Annotated in this window: 14 protein-coding genes and 1 pseudogene; 7 read left to right on the top strand and 8 right to left on the bottom strand. The window is 69.5% G+C overall.

The annotated features are described in order from the left end of the window. Positions 1–32: 32 nt before the first annotated feature. The gene (locus tag Ahu01nite_RS09140; protein WP_239158727.1) at positions 33–878 is read right to left on the bottom strand and encodes a slipin family protein; all 846 of its coding nucleotides are present in this window, start codon (positions 876–878) and stop codon (positions 33–35) included. Between the two features lie 261 nt (positions 879–1139). On the opposite strand from Ahu01nite_RS09140, the gene Ahu01nite_RS09135 reads away from it, so the two are divergent. After that, entirely contained in the window at positions 1140–1466 is a 327-nt protein-coding gene (locus Ahu01nite_RS09135; protein WP_203836000.1) for a DUF5994 family protein, read from the top strand. A gap of 28 nt (positions 1467–1494) precedes the next feature. Next, on the top strand, positions 1495–1653 hold the full coding sequence (locus Ahu01nite_RS09130) for a GntR family transcriptional regulator (protein ID WP_203835999.1): 159 nt from the start codon (positions 1495–1497) through the stop codon (positions 1651–1653). Positions 1654–1664: 11 nt separating this feature from the next. Here the strand turns inward: Ahu01nite_RS09130 and Ahu01nite_RS09125 are convergent, their stop codons facing one another. Both Ahu01nite_RS09125 and Ahu01nite_RS09120 read right to left on the bottom strand, forming a co-directional pair. After that, positions 1665–2645, bottom strand: a complete 981-nt coding sequence (locus Ahu01nite_RS09125; protein WP_203835998.1) for an LLM class flavin-dependent oxidoreductase — start codon at positions 2643–2645, stop codon at positions 1665–1667. Between the two features lie 58 nt (positions 2646–2703). Then, the gene (locus Ahu01nite_RS09120) at positions 2704–3444 is read right to left on the bottom strand and encodes a hypothetical protein (protein ID WP_203835997.1); all 741 of its coding nucleotides are present in this window, start codon (positions 3442–3444) and stop codon (positions 2704–2706) included. A gap of 66 nt (positions 3445–3510) precedes the next feature. Here Ahu01nite_RS09120 and Ahu01nite_RS50285 point away from each other — a divergent pair. The 4 genes and pseudogenes from Ahu01nite_RS50285 to Ahu01nite_RS09095 all read left to right on the top strand — a co-directional run bounded on the left by Ahu01nite_RS50285 (position 3511) and on the right by Ahu01nite_RS09095 (position 5363). Next, positions 3511–3812: pseudogene (locus Ahu01nite_RS50285) on the top strand (aldo/keto reductase). A gap of 192 nt (positions 3813–4004) precedes the next feature. After that, positions 4005–4214 (top strand): hypothetical protein, encoded by a 210-nt coding sequence (locus Ahu01nite_RS51785; protein WP_239158730.1) that lies wholly within the window; start codon positions 4005–4007, stop codon positions 4212–4214. A gap of 177 nt (positions 4215–4391) precedes the next feature. Beyond that, positions 4392–4721: a hypothetical protein gene (locus Ahu01nite_RS09100; RefSeq protein WP_203835994.1), complete on the top strand. Its 330-nt coding sequence runs from the start codon at positions 4392–4394 to the stop codon at positions 4719–4721. Between the two features lie 9 nt (positions 4722–4730). Beyond that, positions 4731–5363 carry a nucleotidyl transferase AbiEii/AbiGii toxin family protein gene (locus Ahu01nite_RS09095; protein WP_203835993.1) on the top strand — a complete coding sequence of 211 codons (633 nt, stop codon included), beginning with the start codon at positions 4731–4733 and terminating at the stop codon, positions 5361–5363. Positions 5364–5540: 177 nt separating this feature from the next. On the opposite strand, the gene Ahu01nite_RS09090 is transcribed toward Ahu01nite_RS09095, so the two are convergent. From Ahu01nite_RS09090 to Ahu01nite_RS09080, 3 genes are read right to left on the bottom strand one after another with little or no spacing between them, the layout of a single operon-like run. Further along, positions 5541–6809 carry an NAD(P)/FAD-dependent oxidoreductase gene (locus Ahu01nite_RS09090; protein WP_203835992.1) on the bottom strand — a complete coding sequence of 423 codons (1269 nt, stop codon included), beginning with the start codon at positions 6807–6809 and terminating at the stop codon, positions 5541–5543. Next, positions 6794–8164 carry an aspartate aminotransferase family protein gene (locus Ahu01nite_RS09085; protein WP_203835991.1) on the bottom strand — a complete coding sequence of 457 codons (1371 nt, stop codon included), beginning with the start codon at positions 8162–8164 and terminating at the stop codon, positions 6794–6796. The genes Ahu01nite_RS09090 and Ahu01nite_RS09085 overlap by 16 nt, the downstream gene beginning before the upstream one ends. Continuing rightward, complete coding sequence (locus Ahu01nite_RS09080) at positions 8161–8616, bottom strand: Lrp/AsnC family transcriptional regulator (protein ID WP_203835990.1); 456 nt, start codon at positions 8614–8616, stop codon at positions 8161–8163. Before Ahu01nite_RS09080 ends, Ahu01nite_RS09085 begins: the two co-directional genes overlap by 4 nt. A 154-nt stretch (positions 8617–8770) precedes the next feature. On the opposite strand from Ahu01nite_RS09080, the gene Ahu01nite_RS09075 reads away from it, so the two are divergent. Next, positions 8771–9952, top strand: a complete 1182-nt coding sequence (locus tag Ahu01nite_RS09075) for a saccharopine dehydrogenase family protein (protein ID WP_203835989.1) — start codon at positions 8771–8773, stop codon at positions 9950–9952. Here the strand turns inward: Ahu01nite_RS09075 and gabT are convergent. Both gabT and Ahu01nite_RS09065 read right to left on the bottom strand, forming a co-directional pair. Next, a complete protein-coding gene (gene gabT, locus Ahu01nite_RS09070) occupies positions 9938–11206 on the bottom strand; it encodes a 4-aminobutyrate--2-oxoglutarate transaminase (protein WP_203835988.1) in 1269 nt (422 codons plus the stop codon). The genes Ahu01nite_RS09075 and gabT overlap by 15 nt on opposite strands. A 2-nt stretch (positions 11207–11208) precedes the next feature. After that, positions 11209–12645, bottom strand: a complete 1437-nt coding sequence (locus tag Ahu01nite_RS09065; RefSeq protein WP_203835987.1) for a gamma-aminobutyraldehyde dehydrogenase — start codon at positions 12643–12645, stop codon at positions 11209–11211. Positions 12646–12730: the final 85 nt, after the last annotated feature.

Genomic DNA, 12730 nt, shown 5'->3' with positions numbered 1-12730 from the left:
CCCGGCCCGCGCCCGCCGGAACGGGCGCACTGCTAACCGGCGGTGGGTAGCGTCGCACCGTTCGTGGGTGGGTTGATCGGGGTCACCGGGGGTGCCGGCGGGGGTGTGGCTGCGGCGTTCTCGCGGGCGATGAACGCGCCGAGCTCGCCGATGGTGCTCATCAGCGGGGCCGGGAAGACCACCGTGGTGTTCTTGTCGACGCCGAGCTCGACCAGGCTCTGCAGGTTACGCAGTTGCAGGGCGAGCGGGTGCGCCATCATCGTGTCCGCGGCCGCGCCGAGGGCGTCCGCGGCCAGGGCCTCACCCTCGGCGGCGATGATCTTCGCGCGTTTCTCGCGCTCGGCTTCCGCCTGGCGGGCCATCGCGCGTTTCATGCTCTCCGGGAGCTGGATGTCCTTCAGCTCGACCAGCGTGACGACCACGCCCCAGTCGGCGGTGGTGACGTCGAGGATCTCGCGGATGCTGACGTTGATCCGGTCGGTTTCCGAGAGGGTCTCGTCGAGGGTGTGCTGACCGACGACCTTGCGCAGGGTGGTCTGCGCTATCTGGTTGATCGCCGTCGCGACGTTCTCGATGGCGACCACCGATTTCACCGCGTCGACGACCCGGAAGTAGGCCACCGCGGACACGTCCACGCTCACGTTGTCGCGGGTGATGATGCCCTGCGACTGGATGGGCATGGTGACGATGCGCAGGCTCACCCTGGTCAGGACGTCGATGAACGGGATGATCACGGTCAGGCCGGCCTCGCGGGTGCCGATGACCCGGCCGAGGCGGAAGAGGACGCCCTGCTCGTACTGCTTGACGACCTTGATCGCGAGGGTGAACAGCACCAGCACCACGAGGGCGACGACGACGACAATCCAGACAGCTGACATGATCCGGTCCTGACCCCGGCCCGGGGCCGGATGTCCGCGCACGACATTCATGAGCCGCCGGGGTCTGGAGCGACACTTCGACTGTACCCGTTGCGCGGGCGTACAGTGGGGGTCATCCAGTCCACTTGTCCGCGTACGCGCTGGCGGGTTCTCCGGTGCTCAGGAAACCCTCACCGGCCTCGGTGGACCGCCGTCCCAGCCTTGTCATCGCCAAGTCATGGACCCCGCGCCCAGCTCAGGTCCACGACGACAGGAAGTCCCATGGCAACGCCGACCGGTTCCCCCGACCGAATACGCCTCGAGCCGGTCCCCTATCACCACATGATGCTCGACGGCCGCTGGTGGCCCCGCTCGACCGACCCCTCGGCCGAGCTGGCCGCCCTGGTCGCCGCGGTGGGCGCCGCGCACGGCCCGGTCGCCCGGCTGCTGCTGAGCGCCGCCGGCTGGAGCAGACGCCCGCACCACATCCCCGCCGCCGACCGCACCGTCGACCTGGCCTACTTCTCCGACCAGCCACCATCCCTGGCCACCGTCATCTGCACCGACGGCAACCGCCTCACCCTTCTCGTCACCCCGGCCGGCCGGTAGCGCAGGCGGCCTGGTCACCGGTCACTTGATGCCCGCGAGCGCGACTTCCCAGGAGCAGCGGGCGACCTCGCTGCAGCAGGAGTACGGCCTTTCGCGCGACACCGTCCGGCATGCGTTGCGGTTGCTTCGCGAGGCTGGGCTTGTCGTGACGGTGCGCGGGAAGGGGACGTATGTGGCGGTCGGGTGAGGGCTGCCCTGTCAGGGCTGGGCGGTGAGCTCCACCGAGTGGACCCGGTCTTCGATGTTCAAAGCGTGGTGGGCGGTGATGAGCTCGTCGGCGCCGCATTCCTTGGCGAAGGATTCGAGGTAGTCGTGGACCTCGGCGGCGGTGCCGACCGCGGTGTAGCGGGTCATGGCGGAGAGTTGCCGGCCGCCCGGGGAGGCGAGGAAGGTGTCGATTTCGGCGTCGGTGTAGTTGCGGGCGATCGGGCCTCGGGAGATGAAGGCCCGGGTGCGGGATCGGTAGGACGCGTTCTTCTGGGCGACCGCTTCGTCGTGGGTGTCGGCGGCGATGACGTTGACGCCGGCGATGGCGTAGGGCTCGGCCAGTTGGGCTGAGGGCTTGAACGTCTCGCGGTAGACGGCGATGGCCTGGATCAGGGCGTCCGGGGCGAAGTGGGAGGCGAAGGCGTAGGGCAGGCCGAGGTGGGCGGCGAGCTGGGCGCCGAACAGCGACGAGCCGAGGATGTAGAGCGGGACCGGGCCGTCGGGGGTGGGGACGGCCTGGACGCCGGGGATCAGGGTGTGGCCGGTGAGGTAGGCCTGGAGCTCCTGGACGTCCTGGGGGAACGTCTCGGCGGAGGAGTTGTCGCGGCGCAGGGCTCGCATCGTGGTCTGGTCGCTGCCGGGGGCGCGGCCCAGGCCCAGGTCGATGCGGTCCGGGAAGAGCGTCGCGAGGGTGCCGAACTGTTCCGCGATCACCAGGGGTGAGTGGTTGGGCAGCATGATGCCGCCGGCGCCGAGGCGGATCGACTCGGTGTGGGCGGCGACGTAGCCGATCAGCACGCTCGTGGCCGACGAGGCGATCGAGGCCATGTTGTGGTGTTCGGCATACCAGACGCGGCGGTAACCGCTGCGTTCGGCGGCGCGGGCGAGGGTGACGCTGGCCTCGAAGCTGTCGCGCGCGCTCTGCCCGGGGGCGATGGGCGCGAGGTCGAGGACGGAAAGTGGCGTAGACATATCCACTTGAACCTACTCCCGGATCCGCCCCCCGAAAGCTCTCACGCGGTGACGGCGCTCACCGTGAGGGGGTGGGCGACGGGGAGACCGTCGGCTGCGGGTTGACCACCTCACCGAACTTGCTACCCTGCGCGAGCCGGGACGCCAGGTCGGCGACGCCCGTGCCGTTGCCGTGGCCGCGGGCCCAGCGGCTGACCACGCAGGCCGCCTGCCGGTACGGGAGATCGTTGCCGTGCCGGGTGCTGGAGAACCAGTCGGCGTCGACGACCGGGAGGGCCAGCTCGTACGGCATCAGGCAGCGTTCCGGGGTGCCGACCGGGGCGAGGTAGCGGGGGTCCTGCGAGACCAGGACCGCGAGGCCCTCGTCGAACCAGTCGGGGACGGAGTTCGCGGACGCGCCGAGCAGGTGGTGCAGTTCGGCGTGGCTGAGCTCGTGGGTGGCGATGGTCTCCGTCGCACCCGCCGGGGAGAGCATGAGCGAGAATTCCCCGAGGGCCCTGCCCTTCTCCCCTCCCCCGCCGATGTGCCGGTAGCAGGTGTCGGTGGCGCAGATCAGGATGCGCGGGTTCGCGGTCCGTTCGCCGTAGAAATAGTCGAGGCGGGCGCGGGCACCGTCGATCATCGTGCGGTAGCGCGGGTCGTCCGTCTCGGCCCAGACGTTGCCGCCGAGGTTGTGCAGGCCGTAGCAGGCGGGGCAGACGGTGACCGCGACGGCGGGTGCGGCGAGGACCGTGGTGCCCACCCCCGCACCGAGGATCCCGGCGACCAGGGCGGCTATCAGAAGACGACGCTTGCGCACCGCGGGAGGATAGCCGAGTCCGGTGAATGGCGAAGGGACACAACGTTGAGAACAGGATTCGGCGCCATGCATCTGACGGCCACCCGGGCCGCGGCCCGGGAGGATGCGATCTCCGTGGCGCGGCGTGCGGTCGAGCTCGGGGTCACTCTGATCGACACCGCCCATATGTACGGGTGGGGAGCGAACGAGTAGGTCTGCGGCGGCTGCGGGTGGACCGGCTGGAGTTGCTGCAGCTGCACCGGGTGGATCCGGAGGTGCCGCTCGCCGAGCAGGTGGGGACGCTGCGTGACCTGCGCGACGAGGGGCTGATCGGCCTGATCGGACTGTCCGAGGTGAGCACCGGGCAGCTCGCCGAGGCCCGGGGGTGACCACGATCGACGCGGTGCAGAACCGTACAGCTGTTCAACTGGGACCACTTCTTCCCTTTAAGTGGAGAACCGGACGGACTGTACTTCGAGTGCTGGACGTTGCTTGCGGCATGGGCTGAGTCCACGTCCCGCGTCGAGATCGGTGCTCTCGTTGCCTGCAACAGCTACCGGAATCCCGAACTCCTCGCTGACATGGCCCGCACGGTCGACCACATCCCCGTTCTCATCGGCGGCGGCCGCGACCCGTCCGAGATCGAAATCTCCGTCATGGGCAAGACCGAAGACCGCGACAAGATGCACGAACTCGGTGCCCGCCTCTTCACCATCCACACCGGGGGACCCACCCCCGACCTCACCGAACTCTGCGAGTTCCTCGCCTGGCGCGACAAACTCAGCGCCTGATCCGTCCCGGCCGGACTCACTTCGGCAGTTTCGGTTCCGTCGGCCGGATCTCTCCCTTTGCAGGCACGCCTCCGGCTATCTACGCATCTCACTGTTACGACGATCTACCGGCCCGATCCCGAGGGGCCAGCGAAGCCTGACGTGCACTCGCCGGCGATGCTGAGGCATAATTTCAGCATGTATGGCGCCGATCTTCCGGACCGCTACGAAGGCGTTGAAGCGCGTATTCCGCGGGGCTGGGAAGATTTGTGCGGGCCTGCTGCGGGTGTGGTACACCTACCCAACCGGCTTGCCTGGTCCGGTGTCACTGATTTCAACCTCGCCGATGCGGGGGACCGGTTCCTGCTGTACGGGATCATGCTCGATTGCGGGCAGCGAGACGACGTCAAGCGCTGGGTCAACCCGGATCTGCTGCGCCAAGAGTGGCCACGGTTGCGGCGGGGGTTCACCTCACAGATCACCCGACGGTGGGAGCAACGGCTGCCCGGCCTGGCCCCCTCCGCCTGACCCGCTCACATGGACGACTTTCACCGCACGATCGCACAGATCGGGTTCGACGCCGGCGACGACCTCGGCCTCGTCCTGGCCGGCGGGTATGCGATCTCCCAGCACGGGTTGACCAGCAGGCCGTCACGCGACGTGGACTTCGCGACCGTGTCACCGCTGCCGCTCCCCGAGGTTGCTGACCGTCTCGCTCAGGCATACCAGGACGCTGGATACACCGTGACCATCGTTGAAGCGACGTCCCGCATGGCACGGATGGATGTCACCGACGGCACCCGGGCGTGCGAGGTCGATCTGCTGAAAGAAGCGATCGGGCCGCCGACCCGGCTCACCGTCGGTCCGGTACTGGCGATCGACGATGCCGTCGGCCTCAAGATGCGGGCGCTGTACAGCCGGACCATGCCTCGCGACATCATCGACGTCCGGGCCGCCGGAGCGGCCGGATATTCGACGTTGGACCTGGACGGCTCGGCAGCCAGCATACGCCTGAGTTCCACGCCGCGGAGTTGGCAGACCGTCTCGGTGCGGTCGCCGAACTTCCGATCGAGGATTCACTGCCTACGGGCTCACCGACGACACCATCGCGAGCCTCCGCGCATGGGCCCTTGCCTGGGAGCGCGAGCTGCGGGCCAGGCTGGCCAGTGAACCTGACCAACGGCCGGGCACGGCCGAACTCGACTGGGTCGCCTATCTCGACTCATAGGGCCGCACGTCTACGCTCTCAGCCGCGGTCCGACCGTCGGGAACTGTCGCGTGACCGGACATGGTGGCAGAACATGGTTGCGGAGCAGGTCACGCTCAACGCTGATTAGATGCGGCGGCTCAGCGGCGTTCCCACAGGTCGCGCAGGGAGGTGGCGCGCAGGGCTGCGTTGATGCCGAGCCAGCGGAGGGGTTCGGGTTCCCAGGGGCGGGAGCGGTGGCCCACCCACGGGAGGGTCGTGCGGTCGGTGAGGTTGCCGGAGATCAGGTCGGCGAGGGTGCGGCCGCCGAGGTTCGCCGCTGCCACGCCGTCGCCGACGTAGCCGCCGGACCAGGCTATGCCGTCCTTGATGCCGACCGAGGGCATCCAGTCGCGGGGGATGCCGAGGGGGCCGCCCCAGGACGCGGCGATCGGTGGGGTGATGCCGAACAGGTCGGTGATCGTGCGGCGCAGGGCGGCGAAGACCGAGGGGACGGTGTCGTAGTGGGGTTTCACCGTGGAGCCGTAGTGGTACGGGGCGCCGCGGCCGCCGAACGCCAGTCTGTCGTCTGCTGTGCGTTGCCCGTACACCACGAGGTGTCTTTCGTCGGTGAAGGTCTCTCGCCTCGCCAGGCCGATGCGGTCCCAGGTCGCGGGGTCGAGGGGTTCGGTGGCGATCATGAGGGAGTAGACCGGGGCGATCGCTCGTTTGTGGCCGGGAAGGGTGGGGGTGTAGCCCTCGAGGGCGCGGACGATCGTGGCGGCGCGGACGGTGCCGTGGCTGGTCTCGACCGTGCCTCGGGTGATGCGGTGGACGCGGGTTCCCTCGTGGATGGTGACGCCGCGGCGTTCGACGGCGTCGGCGAGGCCGCGGACGAGTTTGGCGGGGTGCAGGGCGGCGCAGTCGGGGCTGTAGGTGGCGCCGAGGACGTCGGTGGCGCCGCAGATCGTGGAGGCGGCCGCGGCGTCGATGAAGTCCGGGGACTGGGATGCGCGCTTGAGCTGAGCCTGGGTGCGGGCCAGCGTGATGGTGCCGCCCTTGGCGTAGTCGCAGTCGATGCCCTCGGCGGCCGCCACCCGGCCGACCTCGTCGACGGTGTCCGCGAGGGCCTTGGTCATGGCCTGCGCCTGTGTCTCGCCGTAGCGCCGTTCAAGGCGGGAGAAGGAGACGGGGAACAGGCCGGAGCACCAGCCGCCGTTGCGCCCGGACGCCCCAAATCCGCAAAAAGAAGACTCCAGGACGACGATGCGCAGGTGCGGGGCGGCGGCGGCCAGGTAGTAGGCCGTCCACAGGCCCGTGTAGCCGCCGCCGACGATCGCCACGTCGGCGGTGGTGTCGCCGGGCAGCGGGGGGCGTTTTTCGACGGCGAGGCCGGAGAGCCAGAAGCTCGGCGTCAGATCTTGGTCCATGCCTCGCTCAGCACCGTACGCAGGATCTGCTCGATCTCCTGGAAGTGTTTCTCCTCGCAGATGAGCGGCGGGGCGAGCTGGATGACCGGGTCGCCGCGGTCGTCGGCGCGGCAGTAGAGCCCGGCCTCGAACAGCGCCTGCGAGAGGAAGCCGCGCAGCAGCCGGTCGGACTCGGCCATGTCGAACGTTTCCTTGGTGGCCTTGTCCTTGACGAGCTCGATGCCGAAGAAGTAGCCGTCGCCGCGGACGTCGCCGACGATCGGCAGGTCACGCAGCCGGTCGAGGTAGGAGCGGAACACGTCGGTCTGCGCGCGGACGTGGCCGTTGAGGTCTTCGCGCTCAAAGATGTCGAGGTTGGTCAGGGCGACGGCGGAGGCGACGGGGTGCCCGCCGAACGTGATGCCGTGCGCGAACGTCGCGGTGCCGTGCAGGAACGGCTCCACCAGGCGTTCCGAGGCGATCATCGCGCCCATCGGGACGTACCCGGAGGTGAGGCCCTTGGCGCAGGTGATGATGTCGGGGGTGTAGCCGTAGCGCTGGGAGCCGAAGTACTCCCCGAGCCGGCCGAACGCGCAGATCACCTCGTCGGAGACGAGCAGCACGTCGTAGCGGTCGCAGATCTCGCGGACGCGCTGGAAGTAGCCGGGCGGGGGCGGGAAGCAGCCGCCGGCGTTCTGCACGGGCTCGAGGTAGACGCAGGCGACCGTGTCGGGGCCCTCGAACTCGATGGCCTCGGCGATGCGGTCGGCGGCCCAGATGCCGAACTGCTCCTCGCTCATGCTCTCGTCGGGGCGCCGGTAGTAGTTGGTGTTCGGGACGCGCATGGTGCTGGGCACGAGCGGCTCGAACTCCTGCTTGAGCGCGGGCAGGCCGGTGATCGACAGGGCACCCATGGTGGTGCCGTGATAGGCGACCGCACGGGAGATGGCCTTGGTCTTCATGGGCTTGCCGGTCAGCTTGAAGTAGCTGCGGGCCAGTTTCCAGGCGCTCTCCACGGCCTCGGAGCCGCCGGTGGTGAAGAAGACCCTGTTCAGGTCGCCGGGGGTCAGCGACGCGAGGCGTTCGGCGAGCTCGACCGCGGTCGGGTGCGCGTACGACCAGACCGGGAAATACGCCAGCTCAGCGGCCTGCTTGGCGGCGGCCTCGGCCAGCTCGGTGCGGCCGTGGCCGGTCTGCACCACGAACAGCCCGGACAGGCCGTCGAGGTAGCGCTTGCCGTGCTGGTCGTAGATGTACGGACCGGAGCCGCGCACGATGACCGGCACCTCCCCGGCATCCGGCCCGGTGTAGCTGGAGAGCCGGGTGAAGTGCATCCAGAGGTGGTCGCGTGCCGCGGCTGACAGGTCCTGAGTCATCTGGTTCCCCACGCATAGGTCTGTTTCGCGAGCTTGAGATACATGAACGTCTCGGTGGCGGCGACGCCCTCGACCGCCCTGATCTTGTCGTTGAGCAGCTCGAGCAGGTGCTCGTCATCGGTGCAGACGAGCTCGACGAGCATGTCGTAGCCGCCGGCGCAGATCACCACGTAGTCGACCTCCGGGATGGCGGCGATCTCGTCGGCGACGCGGCGCATGTCGCCGAGTACCTTGACCCCGACCATCGCCTGGCGGGCGAAGCCGAGCGTCAGCGGGTCGGTGACCGCGACGATCTGCATCAGGCCGCCGTCGAGGAGTCGCTGCACGCGCTGGCGCACGGCGGCCTCGGACAGCCCGATGGTCTTGGCGAGCGTCGCGTAGGACATCCGTCCGTCGCGCTGCAGGTGCTCGATGATCTGCTTGTTGGTGGAGTCCAGCGTCTGGTCGGTCACGCCAGGATTGTTCCACCTGTCCCGGCGCGTCCCGCGGACAAGTCGTCAACCGCGGGCATCTACGTTTATCGCAGCTTTCCGGCCTCTTGACAAGTGTTTCCGTCGCCACAACGCTCGCAGAACAATGTTTCGGTTCTTCGATCTAGGATGGCGCATGCGGATCCTCTCCATCGGTGCCGGCGGTGTCGGCAGTGCCGCGGCGCTCATCGCGGCCCGGCGCGGCTTCTTCGACCGCTATGTCGTGGCCGACTACGACCTCGCGCGCGCCGAGCGGGCGGTCGCTGGGCTCGATGAGCGGTTCGCCGCCGCGCAGGTCGACGCGTCCGATGCCGGGGCGGTCGCCGCGCTGTGCCGCGAGCACGCGATCACGCACGTGCTGAACGCCGTCGACCCGCGATTCGTCATGCCGGTCTTCGAGGGGGCCCTGCACGCGGGCGCCGACTATCTGGACATGGCGATGTCGTTGTCGGACGCAGCGACCGGGGTGCGCCTCGGTGACACGCAGTTCGCCGCCGCCGGGCAGTGGGAGGGGGCGGGGCGGCTCGCGCTGGTCGGGATGGGGGTCGAGCCGGGCCTGTCCGACGTCTTCGCCCGCTACGCCGCCGACCACCTGTTCTCAGAGATCGACGAGATCGGCATCCGCGACGGCGGCAACCTGGTCGTCGAGGGATACGACTTCGCGCCGTCGTTCTCCATCTGGACGACGATCGAGGAGTGCCTCAACCCGCCGGTCGTCTACGAGCGTGACCGGGGCTGGTTCACGGTCGAGGCGCTGAGCGAGCCGGAGATGTTCGACTTCCCCGGCGGGATCGGGCCGGTCGAGTGCGTGCACGTCGAGCATGAGGAGGTCCTGCTCATCCCCCGCTGGGTGGGGGCACGGCGGGTCACGTTCAAGTACGGGCTGGGCAAGGAATTCATCGACGTGCTGCGGACGCTGCACAAGCTCGGCCTCGACCGGACCAGCCCGGTGCTGGTCGGCGGGGTGCCGGTGTCGCCGCGCGACGTGGTGGCCGCGGTGCTGCCCGACCCGGCGACGCTGGGGGCGCGGATGACCGGTGCGACGTGTGCGGGCACGCTGGTGTCCGGGCTCGACAAGGAGGGCCGGCCGAGCACCGTCTACCTCTACCACGTGGTCGACAACCAGTGGTCGATGAGCGAGTACGGGTCGCAGGCCGTGGTGTGGCAGACCGCGGTGAACCCGGTGGTCGCGCTGGAGCTGCTCGCCGCCGGGACGTGGTCGGGCAGCGGCGTCCTCGGCCCGGAGGCCTTCGACGCCGTGCCCTTCCTCGACCTGCTCACCGCCTACGGTTCGCCCTGGGCGCTACGCACCCAGTAGGGCACCTCCGAGGATCTCCAGGCCGCGGTCCAGCTCCCGCTCCCCGATGACCAGGGGCGGGAGAAACCGCAGGACATTGCCATAGGTCCCGCAGGTGAGCACGAGCAGGCCCGCGTCGTGACAGGCCTTGGCAATGCTCACGGTACGCACGGAGTCCGGCTCGATCGTGCCCGGTTTGACGAGCTCGATGGCGAGCATCGCCCCGCGTCCCCGGACCTCGGCACCTTCCGGGGCGATCCGCTTCAGCGCCGGCAGCATCCTCGCCTCGATGCTGCGCGCCGCCGCGTTCAGGTCCAGCTCGCGCATGGTCTCGATGGCGGCGAGGGCCGCCGCGCACGCGATCGGGTTGCCTCCATACGTGCCGCCGAGGCCACCGGCGTGCACGGCGTCCATCAGGTCGGCGCGCCCGACCACGCCCGCGATCGGCAGGCCCCCGCCCATGCCCTTGGCCATGGTCACCAGGTCGGGCTCGACGTTCTCGTGCTCGGAGGCGAACCAGGAGCCCGTACGGCAGAAACCGGTCTGGATCTCGTCCGCGACGAACACCGCGCCGGCGCCTTTCGCCCACGCCGCGATCGCCGGGAGGAATCCGGGCGCGGGGACGACAAAACCGCCCTCGCCCTGGATCGGCTCGATCACCACCGCCGCGACGTTGGCACCGCCGACCTGCTTCTCGATCGTGTCGATCGCCCGGAGCGCCGCCTCCGGGCCGCTCAGCCCGCCGTCACGCAGCGGGTACGACATCGGCACCCGGTAGATCTCCGGCGCGAACGGCCCGAACCGGTGCTTGTACGGCATCGACTTCGCCGTCAGCGCCATCGTGAGGTTCGTCCGCCCGTGGTACGCGTGGTCGAACACGATCACCGCCGGCCGCCCGGTCGCATGCCGCGCGATCTTGACGGCGTTCTCCACCGCCTCGGCCCCGGAGTTGAACAGCGCGGCCCGCTTCTCGAACGAGCCCGGTGTCAGCTCGATCAGCTGCTCACACACCGCGACGTACGACTCGTACGGCGCGACCATGAAGCAGGTGTGGGTGAACCGCTCCACCTGCGCCCGGACGGCCTCGACCACCCGCGGCGCGCTGTTGCCGACGTTGGTGACGGCGATCCCGGACGCGAAGTCGATCCACTCCCGCCCGTCGACGTCGGTGAGCGTGCCACCCCCGGCGTCGCTCACATAACTGCTGATCACCGAGCTGACACCGCGCGCCACGGCTGCTGACCGGCGCTTGTGAACTTCCTCGGACGACGGCATGCTCACTCTCCCGTGTAGTGCATGACGTGCTTGATGCGGGTGTAGTCCTCCAGCCCGTACACGGAGAGGTCCTTGCCGTGCCCGGAGTGCTTGAACCCGCCGTGCGGCATCTCCGCGACCAGCGGGATGTGGCAGTTGACCCACACGCACCCGAAGTCGAGGCGCCGCGTCATCCGCATCGCCCGCCCGTGATCCTTTGTCCACACGCTGGACGCCAGCCCGTATTCCACGCCGTTGGCCCAGGCCACGGCCTCGTCCTCGTCGGTGAACCGCTGCACCGTGATGACCGGCCCGAACACCTCGTCCTGCACGAGCTCGTCACCCTGGCGCAGCCCGGCCACCACGGTCGGCGTGTAGAAGTAGCCCCGCTCCCCCTGCCGCGCACCCCCGGCCTCCACCGTGGCGTGCCCCGGCAGCCGGTCGAGGAACCCGCTGACCCGCTCCAGCTGCCGCGCGTTGTTCAGCGGCCCATAGAGCACGTCCTCGTCACCGGGCGCGCCGGTGCGGGTGCCCTTGGCCTGCTCGGCCAGCGCCGCCACGAAGTCCTCGTAGACACCGGGCCCGGCGAGCACCCGCGTCGCCGCGGTGCAGTCCTGGCCCGCGTTGAAATACCCCGCCTCGGCGATCCCGGCCGCCGCGGCCGCCACGTCGGCGTCGTCGAAGACCACCACGGGCGCCTTACCGCCCAGCTCGAGATGCGTGCGCTTCAGATCCGCGGCGGCCGACCCCGCGACCTCCATCCCGGCGCGCACCGACCCGGTGATCGACACCATCTGCGGCGTCCGGTGCTCGACCAGCGCCCGCCCGGTGTCCCGGTCACCGGTGACGACGTTGAACACCCCCGCGGGGAAGAACTCCGCGGCGATCTCCGCCAGCAGCACCGACGTGACCGGCGTCGTGTCGGACGGCTTCAGCACCACCGTGTTACCGGCCGCGAGCGCCGGCGCGATCTTCCACACCGCCATCATCAGCGGATAGTTCCAGGGCGTGACCTGCGCACAGACTCCGACCGGCTCCCGGCGCACATAGCTCTCGTAGCCGGCCAGATACTGCCCCGCCGACCGCCCTTCGAGCAGCCGCGCCGCCCCGGCGAAGAACCGGATCTGATCGATCGCCGGCGGCAACTCCTCACTCGCGGTCAGCCCGAGCGGCTTACCGGTGTTCTGCGACTCCGCAGCGACCAGCTCCCCGGCCCGCGCCTCGATCGCGTCGGCGAACCTCAGCAGGGCCAGCTGCCGCTCTGCCGGCGTCGTGTCCCGCCACGTCTCGAACGCGGTGGCCGCGGCCGTCATCGCCCGATCGACATCTTCCTTGCCGGAGACGGGTGCACTGGCGAACACCTCCCCCGTCGAGGGATCCACAAGGTCGGCGTAACGCCCCTCGACGGGCGCCACGGCCTGCCCCCCGACGAAGTTGTGCTGCACGGTTTTGGTGGTCATCCGGCCTCCCGATGAGCAGATCCCTGGTCGCGAGCCCATCTTTCCACCGAATCCGCACCTGACAACCCCCGCGCGAGTCGCGCCC

Origin of the sequence: Winogradskya humida, from assembly GCF_016862215.1 — a bacterium.
GTDB classification, from domain to species: Bacteria; Actinomycetota; Actinomycetes; order Mycobacteriales; family Micromonosporaceae; genus Actinoplanes; species Actinoplanes humidus.
Note: the sequence above shows the minus strand (reverse complement) of the source record. Positions and strands in the feature narration are given on the sequence as shown.

Bases quoted from the DNA above. Each gene is read 5' to 3' on its own strand.
- Ahu01nite_RS09085 (WP_203835991.1), bottom strand. From the start codon at position 8,164: ATGACTCAGGACCTGTCAGCCGCGGCACGCGACCACCTCTGGATGCAC.
- Ahu01nite_RS09135 (WP_203836000.1), top strand. From the start codon at position 1,140: ATGGCAACGCCGACCGGTTCCCCCGACCGAATACGCCTCGAGCCGGTC.
- Ahu01nite_RS09075 (WP_203835989.1), top strand. From the start codon at position 8,771: ATGCGGATCCTCTCCATCGGTGCCGGCGGTGTCGGCAGTGCCGCGGCG.
- Ahu01nite_RS09130 (WP_203835999.1), top strand. From the start codon at position 1,495: ATGCCCGCGAGCGCGACTTCCCAGGAGCAGCGGGCGACCTCGCTGCAG.
- gabT (WP_203835988.1), bottom strand. From the start codon at position 11,206: ATGCCGTCGTCCGAGGAAGTTCACAAGCGCCGGTCAGCAGCCGTGGCG.
- Ahu01nite_RS09090 (WP_203835992.1), bottom strand. From the start codon at position 6,809: ATGGACCAAGATCTGACGCCGAGCTTCTGGCTCTCCGGCCTCGCCGTC.
- Ahu01nite_RS09125 (WP_203835998.1), bottom strand. From the start codon at position 2,645: ATGTCTACGCCACTTTCCGTCCTCGACCTCGCGCCCATCGCCCCCGGG.
- Ahu01nite_RS09140 (WP_239158727.1), bottom strand. From the start codon at position 878: ATGTCAGCTGTCTGGATTGTCGTCGTCGTCGCCCTCGTGGTGCTGGTG.
- Ahu01nite_RS51785 (WP_239158730.1), top strand. From the start codon at position 4,005: ATGGCCCGCACGGTCGACCACATCCCCGTTCTCATCGGCGGCGGCCGC.
- Ahu01nite_RS09065 (WP_203835987.1), bottom strand. From the start codon at position 12,645: ATGACCACCAAAACCGTGCAGCACAACTTCGTCGGGGGGCAGGCCGTG.
- Ahu01nite_RS09095 (WP_203835993.1), top strand. From the start codon at position 4,731: ATGGACGACTTTCACCGCACGATCGCACAGATCGGGTTCGACGCCGGC.
- Ahu01nite_RS09100 (WP_203835994.1), top strand. From the start codon at position 4,392: ATGTATGGCGCCGATCTTCCGGACCGCTACGAAGGCGTTGAAGCGCGT.